General features: G+C 58.2%; 18 protein-coding genes. 7 read left to right on the forward strand and 11 right to left on the reverse strand.

Features of this window, described 5'->3' with window-relative positions; all coding sequences use genetic code 11:
• Positions 1-11: 11 nt before the first annotated feature.
• The 4 genes from RRU01S_RS05350 to RRU01S_RS05365 are packed head-to-tail and all read left to right on the forward strand — an operon-like array spanning position 12 to position 4,949.
• Positions 12-779 (forward strand): LamB/YcsF family protein, encoded by a 768-nt coding sequence (locus RRU01S_RS05350; RefSeq protein WP_045229211.1) that lies wholly within the window; start codon positions 12-14, stop codon positions 777-779.
• A 9-nt stretch (positions 780-788) separates the two neighbouring features.
• On the forward strand, positions 789-1,598 hold the full coding sequence (locus RRU01S_RS05355; RefSeq protein ID WP_045229212.1) for a putative hydro-lyase: 810 nt from the start codon (positions 789-791) through the stop codon (positions 1,596-1,598).
• Positions 1,599-1,605: 7 nt separating this feature from the next.
• Positions 1,606-3,225, forward strand: a complete 1,620-nt coding sequence (locus tag RRU01S_RS05360) for a 5-oxoprolinase subunit B/C family protein (protein WP_045229618.1) — start codon at positions 1,606-1,608, stop codon at positions 3,223-3,225.
• A complete protein-coding gene (locus tag RRU01S_RS05365; RefSeq protein WP_045229213.1) occupies positions 3,222-4,949 on the forward strand; it encodes an acetyl/propionyl/methylcrotonyl-CoA carboxylase subunit alpha in 1,728 nt (575 codons plus the stop codon). The genes RRU01S_RS05360 and RRU01S_RS05365 overlap by 4 nt, the downstream gene beginning before the upstream one ends.
• A 44-nt stretch (positions 4,950-4,993) precedes the next feature.
• On the opposite strand, the gene phnE is transcribed toward RRU01S_RS05365, so the two are convergent.
• The 10 genes from phnE to phnG form a co-directional block, all read right to left on the reverse strand.
• Positions 4,994-5,806, reverse strand: a complete 813-nt coding sequence (phnE, locus tag RRU01S_RS05370; RefSeq protein ID WP_045229214.1) for a phosphonate ABC transporter, permease protein PhnE — start codon at positions 5,804-5,806, stop codon at positions 4,994-4,996.
• A 69-nt stretch (positions 5,807-5,875) separates the two neighbouring features.
• The gene (phnD, locus tag RRU01S_RS05375; RefSeq protein WP_052815982.1) at positions 5,876-6,874 is read right to left on the reverse strand and encodes a phosphonate ABC transporter substrate-binding protein; all 999 of its coding nucleotides are present in this window, start codon (positions 6,872-6,874) and stop codon (positions 5,876-5,878) included.
• Between the two features lie 23 nt (positions 6,875-6,897).
• Positions 6,898-7,740 carry a phosphonate ABC transporter ATP-binding protein gene (phnC, locus tag RRU01S_RS05380; RefSeq protein WP_045229215.1) on the reverse strand — a complete coding sequence of 281 codons (843 nt, stop codon included), beginning with the start codon at positions 7,738-7,740 and terminating at the stop codon, positions 6,898-6,900.
• Positions 7,741-7,824: 84 nt separating this feature from the next.
• Complete coding sequence (locus tag RRU01S_RS05385; RefSeq protein WP_045229216.1) at positions 7,825-8,439, reverse strand: DapH/DapD/GlmU-related protein; 615 nt, start codon at positions 8,437-8,439, stop codon at positions 7,825-7,827.
• A complete protein-coding gene (gene phnL, locus RRU01S_RS05390; protein ID WP_045229217.1) occupies positions 8,436-9,182 on the reverse strand; it encodes a phosphonate C-P lyase system protein PhnL in 747 nt (248 codons plus the stop codon). The genes RRU01S_RS05385 and phnL overlap by 4 nt, the downstream gene beginning before the upstream one ends.
• Before the next feature lies 1 nt (position 9,183).
• Positions 9,184-9,957, reverse strand: coding sequence for a phosphonate C-P lyase system protein PhnK (gene phnK, locus RRU01S_RS05395; protein WP_045229218.1), 774 nt, complete (start codon positions 9,955-9,957; stop codon positions 9,184-9,186).
• Positions 9,954-10,835 carry an alpha-D-ribose 1-methylphosphonate 5-phosphate C-P-lyase PhnJ gene (locus RRU01S_RS05400; protein WP_045229219.1) on the reverse strand — a complete coding sequence of 294 codons (882 nt, stop codon included), beginning with the start codon at positions 10,833-10,835 and terminating at the stop codon, positions 9,954-9,956. The genes phnK and RRU01S_RS05400 overlap by 4 nt, the downstream gene beginning before the upstream one ends.
• The gene (locus RRU01S_RS05405; protein ID WP_045229220.1) at positions 10,832-11,923 is read right to left on the reverse strand and encodes a carbon-phosphorus lyase complex subunit; all 1,092 of its coding nucleotides are present in this window, start codon (positions 11,921-11,923) and stop codon (positions 10,832-10,834) included. The genes RRU01S_RS05400 and RRU01S_RS05405 overlap by 4 nt, the downstream gene beginning before the upstream one ends.
• A gap of 4 nt (positions 11,924-11,927) precedes the next feature.
• Complete coding sequence (phnH, locus tag RRU01S_RS05410) at positions 11,928-12,524, reverse strand: phosphonate C-P lyase system protein PhnH (RefSeq protein WP_045229221.1); 597 nt, start codon at positions 12,522-12,524, stop codon at positions 11,928-11,930.
• Positions 12,524-12,997: a phosphonate C-P lyase system protein PhnG gene (gene phnG, locus RRU01S_RS05415; protein ID WP_045229222.1), complete on the reverse strand. Its 474-nt coding sequence runs from the start codon at positions 12,995-12,997 to the stop codon at positions 12,524-12,526. The genes phnH and phnG overlap by 1 nt, the downstream gene beginning before the upstream one ends.
• A gap of 107 nt (positions 12,998-13,104) precedes the next feature.
• On the opposite strand from phnG, the gene phnF reads away from it, so the two are divergent.
• From phnF to RRU01S_RS05430, 3 genes are all read left to right on the forward strand, one after another.
• A complete protein-coding gene (gene phnF, locus RRU01S_RS05420) occupies positions 13,105-13,830 on the forward strand; it encodes a phosphonate metabolism transcriptional regulator PhnF (protein WP_045229223.1) in 726 nt (241 codons plus the stop codon).
• A 175-nt stretch (positions 13,831-14,005) separates the two neighbouring features.
• Positions 14,006-15,181 carry a zinc-dependent alcohol dehydrogenase gene (locus RRU01S_RS05425; RefSeq protein WP_045229620.1) on the forward strand — a complete coding sequence of 392 codons (1,176 nt, stop codon included), beginning with the start codon at positions 14,006-14,008 and terminating at the stop codon, positions 15,179-15,181.
• Positions 15,182-15,260: 79 nt separating this feature from the next.
• Positions 15,261-15,557: a hypothetical protein gene (locus tag RRU01S_RS05430; protein ID WP_045229224.1), complete on the forward strand. Its 297-nt coding sequence runs from the start codon at positions 15,261-15,263 to the stop codon at positions 15,555-15,557.
• A gap of 13 nt (positions 15,558-15,570) precedes the next feature.
• Here RRU01S_RS05430 and RRU01S_RS05435 read toward each other — a convergent pair whose 3' ends face one another.
• Positions 15,571-16,179, reverse strand: a complete 609-nt coding sequence (locus RRU01S_RS05435) for a DnaJ domain-containing protein (protein WP_045229225.1) — start codon at positions 16,177-16,179, stop codon at positions 15,571-15,573.
• Positions 16,180-16,439 lie beyond the last annotated feature (260 nt).

Below are 16,439 nucleotides of genomic sequence, written 5' to 3' on the forward strand. Positions count from 1 at the left end.
GGGAGAGAGACATGGCATCCATCGATCTGAACAGCGATCTTGGCGAAAGCTACGGTGCATGGGGCATGGGAGACGACGGCGCGATGCTGTCAATCGTTTCCAGCGCCAACATCGCCTGCGGTTTTCATGCAGGCGACCCGGCGGGCATTTACCGCACGGTCAAAGCCGCCGCCGAAAACGGTGTCGTCGTCGGAGCCCATGTCTCCTACCCGGACCGCGTCGGCTTCGGTCGGCGCGACATGGATGTCACGTCGGAAGAACTGATGGCCGATGTCATCTATCAGATCGGAGCGTTGCAAGGCATTGCCGCCGCTGCCGGAACCTCGGTGCGTTACGTTAAGCCGCATGGCGCGCTGTATAACCGCATCGCAAATGATGCGAAGCAGGGTCAGGCGGTGATCGATGGCATCAAGGCCATCGACCCGTCGCTGGTTCTGATGGGACTTGCCAACGCGCCGATCCTCGATCTTGCCCGCAAATCTGGTCTCTCGGTGGTGGCGGAAGCCTTCGCCGACCGGGCCTACACCCCGCAAGGCCAGCTCGTGTCCCGCCGTGAGGCCGGTGCCGTGCTGCACGATGCGGAAAAAATTGCTGACCGCATGGTTCAGCTTGCCCGTGAAGGCACTCTCGAAGCCATCGATGGCAGCATCATCAAGATCGAGGCGCAATCCATCTGCGTCCATGGCGACAGCCCCGGTGCGGTCGCTATCGCACAGCAGATTCGTCTACGGTTCGAAGCCGAAGGCATCGATATCCGTTCTTTTGCGTCCAGCACATAAGGAGCGTCCATGACGATCCCCACATCCTACCTCAACCACACGGACGCGACCGCCGCCCGTAAGGCGCGCGCCGATTACCGCAACGGTCTGGTCGCGCCCACATCCGGCATCGCCCCCGGTTTCACACAGGCCAATATGATCGTTCTGCCGCGCGACTGGGCCTTTGATTTTCTGCTCTTTGCCCAGCGTAACCCGAAGCCTTGCCCGGTGCTGGATGTGTCCGACCCCGGCGTGCCGACAACGTTGCTTGCCCCCGGTGCCGATCTTCGCACCGATCTGCCGCTCTACCGCATCTGGCGGGATGGAAAGCTGGTCGAGGAAACGGCGGATGCCACAAGTGCATGGGCCGAGCGAGACGATCTCGTCGCCTTCCTCATCGGATGCAGCTTCACGTTTGAGACGCCGATGGTGGAAGCGGGCATCGAAATCCGTCACATGACGGACAAGTGCAATGTGCCGATGTATCTGACCAACCAGCCCTGCCGTCCGGCAGGTCGGTTGAAGGGCAATATGGTCGTTTCCATGCGGCCCATCCCTGCCTCACGCGTGGCAGATGCGGCGACGATTTCCGGGCGCTTTCCGGCGGTTCACGGGTCGCCTGTCCATGTCGGTTCGCCAGCAGAAATCGGCATTGCCGATCTTGCCAAGCCTGATTTCGGGGATGCGGTGCGGATCGAGCCCGGCGAAGTGCCGGTCTTCTGGGCGTGCGGAGTAACGCCACAGGCGGCTGTCATGGCATCGGGCGTGCCGTTCGCGATCACCCATTCCCCCGGCCATATGTTCATCACCGACATTCCCGATTCTGCCTATCATGCGTGAGGACAAGATGCGTTTTTTACCCGTCAGCCTCACGACCATTCTGGTTGAACTTGCTGATCTTGATCAGACGCTCGCGCTCTTCGCATCGCTTGAGGCCGATCCTATCGACGGTATCGAGGAGACGGTTCCGGCGGCCCGCACGCTGATGATCCGCTTCCGGCCGGAAGCGATCAAGGCGGAAGCGCTGGCTGCCGAAATCGCCACGCGTGATCTCTCCGCGAAGATCGCGCCATCCGACAAGTTGGTCGAAATTCCGGTTCGTTATGATGGCGAGGATCTGGCCGATGTTGCCGAGTTGACGGGCCTCAGCGTCGAAGACGTCATTCGCCGTCACACGGAAAGCGAGTTCACCGTTGCCTTCTGCGGTTTTGCGCCCGGTTTCGGATATCTGGTGGGGGGCGATCCCGCACTGCATGTGCCGCGCCGTCAAAGCCCACGCACCCGCATTCCAGCCGGATCGGTCGCACTTGCCGGTGCCTTTAGCGGCGTCTATCCGCAAAACAGTCCTGGCGGCTGGCAGATCCTTGGCACCACGCCTTTGAAAATGTGGGATATCGACCGCGAACCCGGTGCACTTTTCCAGCCAGGCTACCGTGTCCGATTTTTCGACATGGACAAGGCCGGACGCAGCATCGAGGCTTCGCCCGCAAAACCTGCTGCTCCGAAAGTCGTCGCAAACAGTGACGCTGCTCATTTCGAGGTGCTGGCAGCGCCCATGCCCGCGGTGTTTCAGGACCTTGGCCGTTTCGGGCAGACGGGGCAGGGCGTTTCCGCCTCCGGCGCACTGGACCGCTCCGCTTTCAATACGGCAAACCGTATCGTCGGCAACCCGGTCAATACCCCTTGTCTGGAACTGACGCTGGGCGGCTTTTCCTTCAGAAGTTCCAGCCGTGCCGTGATCGGCGTGGCGGGCGCGTCCTGCGTCATTGCTGTCAAATCGGCAGCCTACAGCTTCGAGGCAAAACCCTATGCGCCGATTTCTCTGGAGCGTGGTGATGTCGTGACGTTTGGAAATCCTTCTGCGGGCATGCGCTGTTATCTCGCCGTCCGTGGCGGTTTCGATGTTGCGCCGGTTCTGGGCAGTGCTGCGACCGATACGCTAGCCGTCGTGGGGCCGGAGAGTGTCGTGGCCGGTTCCGTGGTTAATCTGCGCAACGAGAAAAGCGGGCTTTCCAGCGTTTCCATCGATGAAGTCCCGGCGTTCGACCTGCCGAAGGCAGGCGAAGTCGTCACGCTCGATGTCATCTATGGTCCACGCACGGACTGGTTCACGCAAAACGGGTTGGAAACGCTGACAAGCCAACTCTGGCAGGTTACGCCACAGTCCAGCCGTGTCGGCATTCGCCTGGCCGGTGAAACGCCCCTGGAGCGCAAGGATAGTGCCGAACTGCCGAGCGAAGGCACGGCCACGGGCGCGATCCAGATTCCCCATAGCGGCCAGCCGGTTCTGTTTCTCGCAGATCATCCGCTGACAGGTGGATATCCCGTCATCGGTGCGGTCGCGGAATATCACCTTGATCTTGCGGGCCAGATACCCATCAACGCCAAAATCCAGTTTCGCCCGCTTAGGCCATTCGCCGAGATACCGGCGACCAAAGACACAAAAATTTCTGGAGAATACCCATGAAAAAAGTGCTGATCGCCAATCGCGGCGAGATCGCGGTGCGCATCATCCGCGCTTGCCGTGACTATGATATCGGGTCGGTGGCGGTTTATGCCGATCCAGATCAGGATGCGCTTTTTGTGCGCCTTGCCGATGAGGCCTATGGGCTGGAGGGCGTGCGTCCTTCGGAAACCTATCTCGATATCGACAAGCTGATTGCCATTGCCAAGCGCTCCGGTGCCGATGCGGTCCACCCCGGTTATGGCTTCCTGTCGGAGCGTGCCGAATTTGCGCAGGCCGTTATCGATGCGGGTTTGATCTGGATCGGACCGGACCCAGATGTGATCAAGGTTTTGGGCGACAAGGTCGAGGCGCGGCGCATCGCCACCAGCGTTGGTGCACCGCTCGTCGCTGGCAGCGATGGCCCGGTGTCGACCTCGGCGGAGGTCATTGCCTTTGCCGAACAACACGGTCTGCCGGTCGCCATTAAGGCTGCGCATGGCGGCGGTGGGCGTGGCATCAAGGTTGCGTGGAAAATGGAAGAGATCGCCGATCTCTACGAATCCGCCGTGCGTGAAGCAACGGCTGCCTTCGGACGCGGCGAATGTTTTCTGGAACGTTTCCTAGATCGCCCACGTCACATCGAAGCACAGGTCATTGCCGACAAGCACGGCAATGTGGTCGTGCTGGGAACGCGCGATTGTTCGCTCCAGCGCCGCAACCAGAAGCTGATCGAAGAAGCACCCGCACCCTTCCTGACGCCGGAGCAGCGCCAGAAAATTCATGAATCTGCCAAGGCGATCTGCGCTGCCGCAGGCTATTCCGGTGCTGGCACGGTAGAGTTCCTGCTGGGCGTGGATGGCACGATTTCCTTCCTCGAAGTCAATACCCGTCTACAAGTGGAACATCCGGTCACGGAAGAAACGACGGGTATCGATCTTGTCATCGAGCAGTTCCGCGTGGCCAAAGGCCAATCGCTGCGCATTCTTGAAACACCGGAAGCACGCAGTCATTCGATGGAATTCCGTATCAATGCGGAAGATCCCGGTCGCGGCTTTCTGCCGACACCGGGCGCAATCACCCTGTTCGATCCTCCATCCGGTCCCGGTATCCGTCTGGATAGCGGCGTTGTGTCAGGCTCGACCATCCCCGGCGTTTTCGATTCCCTAATGGCCAAACTCATCGTCACAGGCGCAGATCGCGATCAGGTGCTGCGCCGCGCCCGTCGCGCGCTGAAAGAATTCCGCATCGAAGGCATTGCCACGGTTCTGCCGTTTCACCGTGCGGCAATAGATACAGACGATTTTATCGGCACCGATGGCTTCAAGGTTCATACACGCTGGATCGAAACCGATTTTGCTGAGATGCCTGACGCAATGGAACGTCCTGTTCCAGTTGATGACACGTCCGTTACCCGCACATGGCTCGAAATTGACGGCAAGCGCGTAAGCGTTGGCCTGCCGCATCTTCTCCTGGCTGGGCTTGGTGGCGGTGGTGGAATGCGATCTTCGGCTGCGAGCGAAGCTGCTCCCAACAACGAAGGCGTTCTCGCACCCATTTCCGGCACACTTCAGTCTTTCAAGGTCGAAGATGGTGCAACCGTTGCGGCGGGTGATCTTGTGGCCGTGATGGAGGCCATGAAAATGGAGACGCAGGTGACCGCGACGAAAGCCGGCAAGGTTCGCCTCGTCGCGCAAGAGGGCGGATATCTAGAGGCCGGTGAGGTCTTGATATCCTTCGAGCAATAACCCGCTCTTTAAGAGTCATCTGACAGGCCACAAATCATGGCCTGTCAGATGACGAGCTTGCGGAGTTGTTGCGAAATCAGGTCCATCACGGTCACCGTTAAAACGATGATGATGATGATGGCGGATGCCTGCGGGTAATAGAAACCACGGATGGTTTCAAAAAGGATTTGCCCGATGCCGCCCGCACCGATGAGGCCCAGTACGGTTGCTGAGCGAACATTGGATTCCAGTCGGTAGAGCGAAAAGGAAATCCACAGCGGCAAGACCTGCGGAATGACACCGAAGATCACCTGCTGGACCCTGGATGCACCCGTCGTTTTGATAGCCTCGACGGGCCGCGGGTCGATGGCTTCCACCGCTTCCGAAAACAGTTTGGCGAGAATACCGGTCGTGTGGATGAACAAGGCCATGACGCCTGCAAATGGACCAAGACCCACGGCGACCACGAAAAGCACGGCAAACACGACCTCGTGGATGGCGCGGAACATGTCCATCAAACGCCGAACAGGCTGGTTGATCCACCAGGGTGTCATGTTGTGGGCGGAGAGAATGCCGAAGGGGATGGAGACAAGCACGGCCAAAAACGTGCCCCACAGGGCGATCTGGACCGTGACCATCATCTCTTCGAGATAATAGGGCCATGTCTTGAAATCGGGGCGGAGAAAGTCTTTGGCATATTCGGCCATGTTACCGCCGTCGGTAAACAGGAAGGTCCATCGACCCATTTCGGTCGGCCCCCAGCTGAACATCAGCGCAGCCAATAGCCCCAGCATCAAGCTCCAGTTGCGAATGCTGCCCGGTTGCCTGCCGCTTGGCGGACGGGTCACCGTACCGTTGGAAAGGGTTGTTTCACTCATGGCGCATAATTCCGGTTCTTAAAGAAAAAGGGCGGGCAGCGTGCACCCGCCCCTTGAGCGTTGGCGACCTCAGGTCTTGGAAGCTTCTGCGAGTTCAGCTTCGAACTTGGTCTTCTGATCGGTCAAAGACTTGACTTTTTCAGCCTTGGCCTCTGCAGAAAGCGACGTGTCGGCCTGCGCCTGCGAGATCGACTTCGTCAGTTCCATGACCCGGATCGGAAGCAGTTGCTTGTCGGTCGATGGGCGGAACGGTCCCCATTTCAGGTCGGCCAGGATTTTCTTTTCTTCCGCAACATTGCCGGTCGACTTGTCGGTGCCGTAGGTCACGAAGAAGGTGCGGATTTTTTCCTTGGTTGCGTCGGGCAAATCCTTACGCCAGACGATCGGGTCGGAAGGGATCAGCGGCGAGCGCCAGATTTCGCGGATTTTTGCAAAAGCGTCCGGCTTGTTCTGCTTGATCAACGCCATGTTTTCAGTGTTGTTGGCCGCAGCATCAACCTGCTTGTTGGCAACTGCCATCGCATTGGTTTCGTGGTTGGCATTGGTGACGTTCTTGAAGCATGTCTTCGGGTCGATGCCACGTGCACTGAACACGAACGTCATCGGCACCAGATAGCCGGATGTGGAGTTCGGGTCACCCAGACCGAAGTTCAGCGACTTGTCGCATTTCAGCACGTCATCGATGGTCTGAATTTTGCTGTCGGTCGGTACGATGACGACGGACCAGTAGCCGGGATCGCCATTGAGCGGCATGCTCTGTACGAAGACTTCGCCATCGGCGCGGTCAACCGCTTCCATCGCAGACTTGTTGCCGTACCAGGCGACCTGCACCTTGTTGAAGCGCATGCCCTCGATGATGCCGGCATAGTCGGAGGCAAAGAAGGCTTTGATATCGAGCCCTGTCTGCTTCTTCATATCGGCCAGAAGCGGTTCCCAGCTGGTCTTAAGGTTCTGCTGGGATTCGGTGGAAATGATGCCGAAATTGATCGTGTTGTCCTGCGCGAGCGCTGCGGAGGAGATCGTAAAGGCGACAGACATCGCCGCCATGCTTTTCAGTATCGCGTTCATGGATTGTCTCCGGTGGTGATGGGTCAGACGCCCAGAAGGGCCAACTGACGGTTTCGAGGCTCCGCGCAAGATTGGGGAGCCGGGTACTCCGCCGGGGCTTCCGGCAGGACGAGTTCTTCCGATGCTGAGCCGTAGAGCTCGGAAAGGAATGCGTTGGAAAGTTCGCTGGATGCACCGTCGAATACGATTTCGCCGTCGCGCATGGCGATCGTTCGCTTGCAGTAGCGGCGTGCGTATTCGACCTGATGCAGCGATACGAGAATGGTGATGTTATCCTGCTCGTTGATGGAGGCGAGCACATCCATCACCCGCCGTGCCGAAGACGGATCAAGCGCGGAAATCGGCTCATCGGCGATCAGAATTTCGGCGCCCTGAACCAAGGTACGCGCGATGGCTGCCCGTTGTTGCTGGCCACCTGACAGCGTTGATGATCGCTGCGTTGCCACCTGTGGAATGCCGACGCGGGCAAGGGCGGCGTGGGCGGCAGTCTTTTCTGCGCGATTGAAGAGACCCAGCGTTCCGCGCCAGCGTGGGATCTGGCCGAGATGGCCGATGAGGACGTTGGTGAGCACAGACATGCGACCCACCAGATTGAACTGCTGGAAGATGACCGAGACTGCCCCGCGCTTGACCTGAGCGGTCAGTCGTCCGGCTCTTTGTGACACCTTCCCGAGAACATCGATCTGCCCACCGCGCCCATCGCCCGTCTCCAGTCCGGCAATATGGCGGATCAGTGTGCTTTTGCCGGAACCCGATGCGCCGATGAGAGCCACCATTTCCCCACGTTCCACCGTCAGGCTGACACCAGAAAGCGCACGGGTCGCACCGTAATTCTTCGAGAGATTTGAAACCGTAATCGCAGTCATGACCCGTCTCCGCATGTGAGGCTCTAAGAAGAGATTGGATGGCTTTTGATGATCGTTCAGTGACGGTTCGGTGAAAGTTTCATGTCAACCGCCGTAACGGTCGATGAATTCTTCAGCGGAGAGATCGCGGAAATCCTGCAGAGCTTCGAAAAGGCGATCATGCGACCAGTCCCACCAGGCCAGGTTGTCCATGCGCATGCCGGTCTGCGCGTCGAAGCGCTCGCGGATGACGCGGGCGGGCACGCCACCAACGATGGTATAGGCGGCAACATCGCGTGACACGACCGCGCCTGAGCCGACAACAGCACCATTGCCGATCGTCACGCCCGGCAGAATGGTGGCGCCATGACCGATCCAGACGTCGTGACCGATCACCACACGTTTAGCGCGTCTTGCGGCAAAGAAGTCTGCCTCTTCTTCCCCCTCCGGCCAATAATACCCGGCGCGATAGGTGAAATGGTGAAGACTTGCCCTGTCCATCGGATGGTTGGTGGCATTGATGCGGACACTGGCGGCGATATTGACAAACTTGCCGATGGTCGCGCACCAAACCTGGCCGTTTCGCTCGATGTAAGAATAGTCATCGAAGGTCGTCTCCGAGACGTGGCATCCCTCGGCTATTGCGGTGTAGCGCCCCAGTTGGCACTCTTTGACCTCTGCGGTCGGGTGGATCAACGGCTCTACGGATAGCTTGGTCATGCGGATACCTTTCGAGCGGAAAAGGTCGACACGTCAAGAATTCGGGTGGCCACGGCATCGCGCACGGGTTGATCGTGGAAAATCCCAAGCACCGCTGCTCCAGCACTAGTCTTTTCAGCAATCATCGCAACGACAATGTCGCGATTTTCAGCGTCGAGCGATGCTGTCGGCTCATCGAGAAGCAGGATCGGGTGATCGGTGATGAAACCGCGCGCGATATTGACACGCTGTTTCTCGCCACCCGAAAAGGTCGCTGGCGGAAGGCTGAAAAGAGTGTGTGGCAGGTTCAGTCGCAAAAGCATGGCTTCCGCCTTCTCCAACGCTTCCGACCGATCAATGCCGCGAGCCAGCAAAGGCCCTGCGACAACATCAAGGGCAGAGACACGCGGAACGGCGCGCAAGAACTGGCTGACATAGCCAATGCTTTCGTTACGCAACTCCAGCACCAGTCGCGGATCACCGCTTCCAAGGTCCCGCATGGTTCCTGACTTGGCATCACGAACCCATATCTCACCTTGATCGATGGCGTAGTTGCCATAGACCATGCGCAATATCGAAGACTTACCAACGCCAGACGGGCCTCCGAGAACCACGCATTCGCCGCGATGCAGCTCGAAGCTGACATTGTTCACGACCGGCAAAACGAGACCATCGCGCAGATGCATGGTGAAGGACTTGGCGACATCTCGCACCGATAAAAGCACGGTCTCGTCGACATTGAAGGATGGGTGATGAAGGGTCATCTCAGCTCTCCGGGATCGAGGCGACAAGAAGCTGCGTGTAGGCATGTTGCGGATCGTCCAGCACACGGTCGGTCAAGCCATCTTCGACCACCCGGCCATTTTTCATCACGATCATTCGCTGTGACAAAAGACGCGCGACGGCGAGATCATGGGTGACGAGAACAACGGAGAGGCCAAGGTCGCTTACCAGCCCGCGCAGGAGATCGAGAACGCGCGCCTGAACGGAAACGTCCAGACCGCCTGTCGGCTCGTCCATGAAAATCAGGCGAGGGTGGGTCACCAGATTGCGGGCGATCTGCAATCGTTGGCGCATGCCGCCGGAAAACGTCACCGGCTGGTCATCGATACGGTCGGTTGCGATTTCGACGCGGGACAGCCAGTCGCTGGCGGTGCGGCGAATATCGCCGTAATGACGTTCACCGACGGCCATCAGGCGTTCGCCGACATTGGCACCCGCCGAAACCCGCATTCGCAGACCGTCAGCCGGATTCTGGTGGACGAACCCCCAATCGGTGCGCATCAAGAAGCGACGCTCGGCCTCGGACAGATCGGCGAGATCGGGAAAACGCCCGTCGCGCATGCGGTAGCGAACGCTGCCAGCGGAACGATCGAGCCGCGCCGAGATGCAGTTTAGCAGCGTCGTCTTGCCGGAGCCGGATTCGCCGACGATGGCAATGACCTCACCCGGCCAGACATCGAAAGAAACTCCGGTGCAGCCGATAAATCCACCATAGCGGCGCTCGAGATCGCGCACGGACAGGATTGGATCACTCATGGCTGCTCTCCTATCGCTGCTTGCGGCATTCCGGGGCCATGATGGCCGTCTGCCTGTCTCGTCTCGCAATGATCGGTATCGGAACACACGAACATGCGCCCGCCGCGGTCATCCGTCACCACCTCGTCCAGATAGACACCTGTCGCATTGCAAAGGGCACAAGGTGCCGTAAAGCGCTGGACCTCGAAAGGATGGTCTTCGAAATCGAGGCTGACGACTTCGGTAAACGGTGGAAGGGCGTAAATGCGCTTTTCGCGACCGGCACCGAACAGTTGCAGCGCCGGTGAATTGTGCATTTTCGGATTGTCGAATTTCGGGATAGGCGAGGGGTCCATCACATAACGGCCCTCGATTTTGACCGGGTAAGCGTAGGTCGTGGCGATGTGGCCATGTCGGGCGATATCTTCATAGAGCTTGACTTGGATCAAGCCGTATTCCTCCAGCCCATGCATGATACGCGTCTCTGTTTCGCGCGGCTCCAGAAAGCGCAGCGGTTCGGGGATCGGAACCTGATAGACGATGGTCTGACCGGCTTTGAGCGGCGTTTCGGGAATGCGGTGGCGCGTCTGGATGACGCTTGCCTCCGTCGTTTTCGTCGTGGTTGCCACGCCTGCGGTGTTGGCAAAAAAAGCGCGGATCGAGACAGCGTTGGTCGTGTCGTCGGCACCCTGGTCGATGACCTTGAGAACATCGTCCGGGCCAAGGATCGCAGCCGTTACCTGCACGCCGCCGGTTCCCCAGCCATAGGGCATGGGCATTTCGCGAGACGCAAACGGCACCTGATAGCCGGGTATGGCGATGGCTTTCAGGATGGCCCGGCGGATCATGCGCTTGGTCTGCTCATCGAGATAGGCGAAATTGTAGCTGGGCAGGCTCATTCTGCTGCCTCCTTCTTTGCATGTGCGTCTTCACTTTCCTGCCTCACCATGCGCAACAGACCGAGTTCCGCCTGAAAATCCACGTAATGTGGCAGTTTGAGATGCTCCACAAAGCCTGTGGCTTCAACATTGTCGCAGTGGGCCAGCACAAACTCCTCGTCCTGGGCGGGCGCGGTGCGCTGCTCATCGAATTCATCGGCTCGCAGAGCGCGGTCAACGAGGCTGACGGCCATCGCTTTTCTTTCGGATTGTCCGAACACCAGCCCGTAGCCGCGGGTGAAGCGCGGACCGTCTGTCGCCGTGCCCTTGAACTGCGATACCATCTGGCATTCTGTGACGCGGATGGAACCGATGGAAACTGCAAAGCCAAGTTCTGGAACATCCACCTCGATCTCGACCAGTCCAATGCGCACTTCTCCGACAAACGGGTGCGTGCGGCCGTAGCCTCGCTGTGTGGAATAGCCGAGTGAGAGCAAGAACCCTTCATCGCCGCGCGCCAAGGCCTGAAGCCGCAGATCGCGGTTGGCGGGAAATGCAGTCGGCTCGCGGGTGAGATCGGTCGGCTCTTCGTCAGAATGGATGTCCGGTTCGATCAACCCTTCGCCGTTCAGGATATCCGTGACACGCGGATAGGCCGTGTCAGGGTTCACCGCACGCCGTTCTGGTTCATCAACCGCCTCGTCTCCCGCCATGGCAGGGTCGATCAATCGGTGGGTATAGTCGAAGGTTGGACCCAGCAATTGGCCGCCGGGGATATCCTTGTAGGTCGCCGATACCCGGCGCTCGATCTGCATAGCACCGGTGTCGATGGGATGCGAATATCCGAAACGCGGCAGTGTCGTGCGGTACGCCCGCAGCAGGAAAATCGCCTCGATGAGATCGCCACGCGATTGACGCACGGCCATGGCTGCCAATTCTGGATCGTAAAGAGAGCCTTCTGCCATAACCCTGTCGACCGCAAGCGACAGCTGACCTGCTATCTGTTCCAATGTCAGGGCAGGCACGTCGCGGTCACCACGACGCCTGTCGGCCAACAGCTTATGGGCTTTGTCGATAGCGGCTTCACCGCCTTTTACGGCCACATACATCGGTTCAAACCTCCCTGATACGCGTCGTGCGCGGCAAGCCCAGCGCCTCGCTGCCACAAACGATGACGATGTCGAGACCGAGCGGATAGGACGCATTGTTTTCCTGCGCCCACGCGACGAAGCCGTCTGGCAAGCCGGATGGTGAAACGCTGTGGCTGCTTTCAATGCCGGGGCCGCTCAGATGCAGTGTCGTTCCACCCGTCATGGATTTGACGGGCAGGATCAATGTCGCCGAGCGATCTGGATAACTCATCGTACCCTGCGCAAAACCCTCCCAATTCTCCGTTTGGCTGTTGTCGGCCAGAACGGCAAAACTTGCTTTGCCCCGCTCTAGCGTGACCGGTGCGCCGGAATGGAAGGCCAGCCAGTCGGCAGCGCCTTGCATGTCACGTGCATTTTCGAACCAGACAGGCGTGTCGTAATCTGCAAGCGTCAGCAGGATGGCTGACGCGGCGGCGCTGAGCGGCGATGGACCTGCTGCCACGTGACCGAGATCAACGATCATTCCAGGCCTGGAAAAGGCGTCCATCACGGAGCGGAAAACAGCCTGGGATGCAAAAACAGGGTCGGTGAAGCCACCATCGAATGTTGCTGTCTGCATCAGTCTTCTCCTCGCGTAACGGTGAAGAAATCAACCTTCGTCGCTTCCGTCTCTTCAGCACGCTGCTGCTTTTCCTCGCTGATAACGAGAAGGATGGGGCGAGTGATCTCGTCATCGATGCGCTGCTGCCAGTTGCTGACTTGTCGCAACGCATCCAGATGCGCGACGATGCGCGCCTTGCCTTGGTCTCTGCCAAGAATGATCGAATGGCCGACTTCGCCCGTCTCCAACTTTACGGTTGCCCGAGTGACGCTTGCTTCGCCCAGATTATAGGCTGCACCACCGCCGCCGATTTTTCCCCGCACCATCACCGTGCCGATCTCCGGGCCACGCACTGCAGAGGCCGCTGGCATTTCTGTCGCTAGCCGGGAATAGTGCTCGGCAAGAAGAGAAACGGGTGCTGCCGCGAGAACATCGAGAGCGTGCTTTCTGGAAAAAGCAGCAGTATCAGCTGAGGGTGAGGTGTTCGTCATATTTCTACCCATATTTGTCTAGTTGTGTAGACAACCGTTCATATTCGATTTATACACCCATTACGGTGACAGGTGAATGACAGCTCGATATTTTTGAGAGGCCGAATATGGACGATCTTGACGATGGCGTTTCACGCTGGCGGCGCGTTGCAGATGGAATTCGCGGCGCCATCGCTGAAGGGACGATCAATGATCAACTCCCTACAGAGGTCGCCTTGGCATCGCATTACGGGGTTAATCGCCACACTGTCAGGCGCGCTATCGCCGTTTTGTCAGCAGAGGGGCTGCTGCGGGCCGAACGCGGGCGGGGCACGTTCGTGAATGCGGTACCCAAGCGCATCTTTTATCCGATTGGCGCCAGGGCACGCTTCTCGGAAAACATGATGCGCCAATCGTTGGAGCCATCGGGTCGGCTGATCCATGCCGAACTGATCGCCGCCAATGCCGCGCAGGCAAGGCTTCTGGATTGTAAACCAGGCGCGCCATTACACCGCATGGAGCATCTGGCGGTGGCAGACGGCGTTCCTCTGTCACGTTCGACCTCGCTCTTTTCGTCCGAACGCTTTCCCGGCATCATTGCCGCCTATGCAGAGACAGGCTCCATCACCAAGGCTTTGGAGATGGAAGGCCTTTCCGACTACAGGCGCAAGGAAACACGGCTGACCGCCGAACGTGCGTCGGCGCGAGACATCAGTTTTTTGACCTGCGCGCCTGATAGTATTGTTCTCGTCAGCCAGGCAATCGATATCGATCCACACGATGCCCCCGTGCAGAGTATTATCACGCGCTTTCTCGCTGACCGGATGGAACTGGTCTTCTCGAACGCGTCTTAGCGTTTCCAAGCAGAGTTCCCTTGATTGAGAGATGTAGGTGCGTCCGTCTGCTACCGGACGGTGTGGAACAAAGCTGTTTTGCTTCGGTTGGTCTAGCTCGTGCGACTCCACCTAGGTTCGTCGCTTACTATCAATGATGGCTTTGACCCCGCCACCGAACAATAAGGACATTCCCATGAAAGCTCTCTGCTGGCACGGCAAAGGCGATATTCGTTGCGACAGCGTACCAGAACCTAAGCTTGAGGATGGACGGGATGTCATCATCAAGATGACGGCCTGCGCTATCTGCGGCTCGGACCTTCACCTGATGGACGGATATATCCCCTTCATGGAAAAGGGCGACATTCTGGGTCACGAGTTCATGGGCGAGGTCGTCGATGTCGGTCGCGACAACAAAAAGCTGAAGGTTGGCGACCGGGTCGTCGTGCCGTTCACGATCAGCTGTGGTGAATGCAAGCAATGCCTGAAGGGCAATTGGTCGGTGTGCGAGCGCACCAACAGAACAGCGGATAATGCGACCAAGGCATTTGGATATCCGACAGCCGGTCTCTTCGGTTATTCGCATCTGACAGGCGCCTATGCTGGCGGCCAGGCCGAGTTCGTCAGAGTGCCCTATGCAGACGTTTCGCCCATTGTCATTCCAAACGGAATGTCGGATGAGCAGGCGCTGTTCCTGGGCGATATCTTCCCAACGGGTTGGATGGCGGCTGCAAATTGCGAGATCGAGCCGACCGATGTCGTTGCTGTCTGGGGCTGCGGTCCGGTCGGGCAGTTCTGCATCAAGAGCGCATTCATGCAGGGTGCAGCGCGCGTTATCGCGATCGACAATGTTCCTGAGCGTCTTGCCCTAGCGCAATCGCTCGGTGCCGAGACGATCAACTTCGATGAGATCGACGAAACGATTCTCGAACACATCAAGGACATGACCGATGGTTATGGTGCTGATAAGTGCATTGACGCCGTCGGTTCCGAATCCCATGCGACCGCGTCATTCGATGCAATTGTGGACAAGGTGAAGGCTGCCACACTTCTGGGCACGGATCGCCCGCACGCCCTGCGTTCCGCCATCATGGCCTGCCGACCGGGTGGTATCGTATCCGTTCCGGGCGTCTATGGCGGTTTCCTGGATAAAATCCCCTTTGGCGCCGCGATGAACAAGGGCCTGACGATCCGCACGGGTCAGACCCATGTCAACAGATATGCGCAAGATCTGCTCCGCCGGATCGAAGAGGGTGAGATCGATCCGTCGTTCCTCATCACGCACCGGGCAAAACTGGAAGATGGCCCTAAGCTTTACGAAACATTCCGGGACAAAAAAGACAATTGCATCAAGGTTGTTCTCACGGCTTAAGCTGATAGAACCAGAGAACAAAGCCAATCGTGTCCTGGGATGTCCATGACACGGTTGGCGACCTTGGAGAGCTTTGTCGATGGATTATGCTGCACTCATCTCGGAGCTGACGGAAACGTCCGAAAACATTTCGCAAACCGACCCTGCCAAAATCCGGCAGCTGCTTGATCGCGCTGTTGTCGCGGTACGAGAGCTAAGAGACAAGATCGACAGACATCCCGCGCTAAATGTACGCGACGCCGTGACATTTCTGGAGAAGATTTCTGCAGACCTTGCCGTTGGCGACGTCCCCGTGGATCAATGTCGAAGCGCGTTGAAGGACGCATCGGTCATGATCGAGGATTTGGCGGCAAAATCGCGCTCCAAGATTTACTGAAGACTAAAGCGCTTTAGCAGAAGCCATTCAGCTTCAGGATCTTATGCGCCTCTATCGTTGCCTGAAGTGCGGCCTCGGATGTCCGGTCACCCTGATTTCCATCGGGGTGATGCATTTTGAGCCTTTCGCGGTAACGGCGTCTGATTTCCTCTGGCGTCGCATCGGCTGCAAGGCCAAGCGTGTCGAAGGCTTTTGCCTCGAGCACTTTGAGCTTTCTTTTTTGAAGGTCGGCTTTTTGCGCCTGACGCTGTGCTGCTGTCTTGCGCTGATTCAGGGCTTTTGCAGAACCGGAGCGCGCTGTCGATGGCATCGGGATTTCGGTTGCCCGGTCAACCCGTGTTCCATAGGTCGCACGTCTGCCTTCGGCGGCTTCTTTCTGGTAGCGCGCGACTTCTTCGCTCGATGGCGCTGCCGTGAAGCTATATCCCTTGTTGTATTCCCTGACATGCTCGATGCAGAACAGCAGATATAGACCTTCCGCCATGGGCCCGACAGGTGCGCGATGCGTACCGGTTTTGTCGCAACCATCCCACTGGCATTTTGGACCTGTTGGCTCACTGGCGCTGGTGGATTTCTTGCGCGCGGACTTCAGCCCAACGAATATTTTTGAATCAGACGTCATGACGTGTGTATGGACTCAGTGCGCCATCCCGGCAAGGGTTTTTGCACGGGCTGTGCCATGGTTTTTGCGAAGGCGATATGCATGCAGGTCATTGCATGACATTTGTTAGCGACAGATGCGCGGTGATTGATGCGTGAGGAGCCACTATCGGCAGACAAATGATCGCATCATTGTGTTCACAAGACACGCTATGGACTTGTGAAAAAATCACAATTGCTTTCTAGAATTCAGTAGGGTTGATTCAGGACGTCAATAAGGAA

Origin of the sequence: Agrobacterium rubi TR3 = NBRC 13261, assembly GCF_000739935.1 — a bacterium.
GTDB classification, from domain to species: domain Bacteria; phylum Pseudomonadota; class Alphaproteobacteria; order Rhizobiales; family Rhizobiaceae; genus Agrobacterium; species Agrobacterium rubi.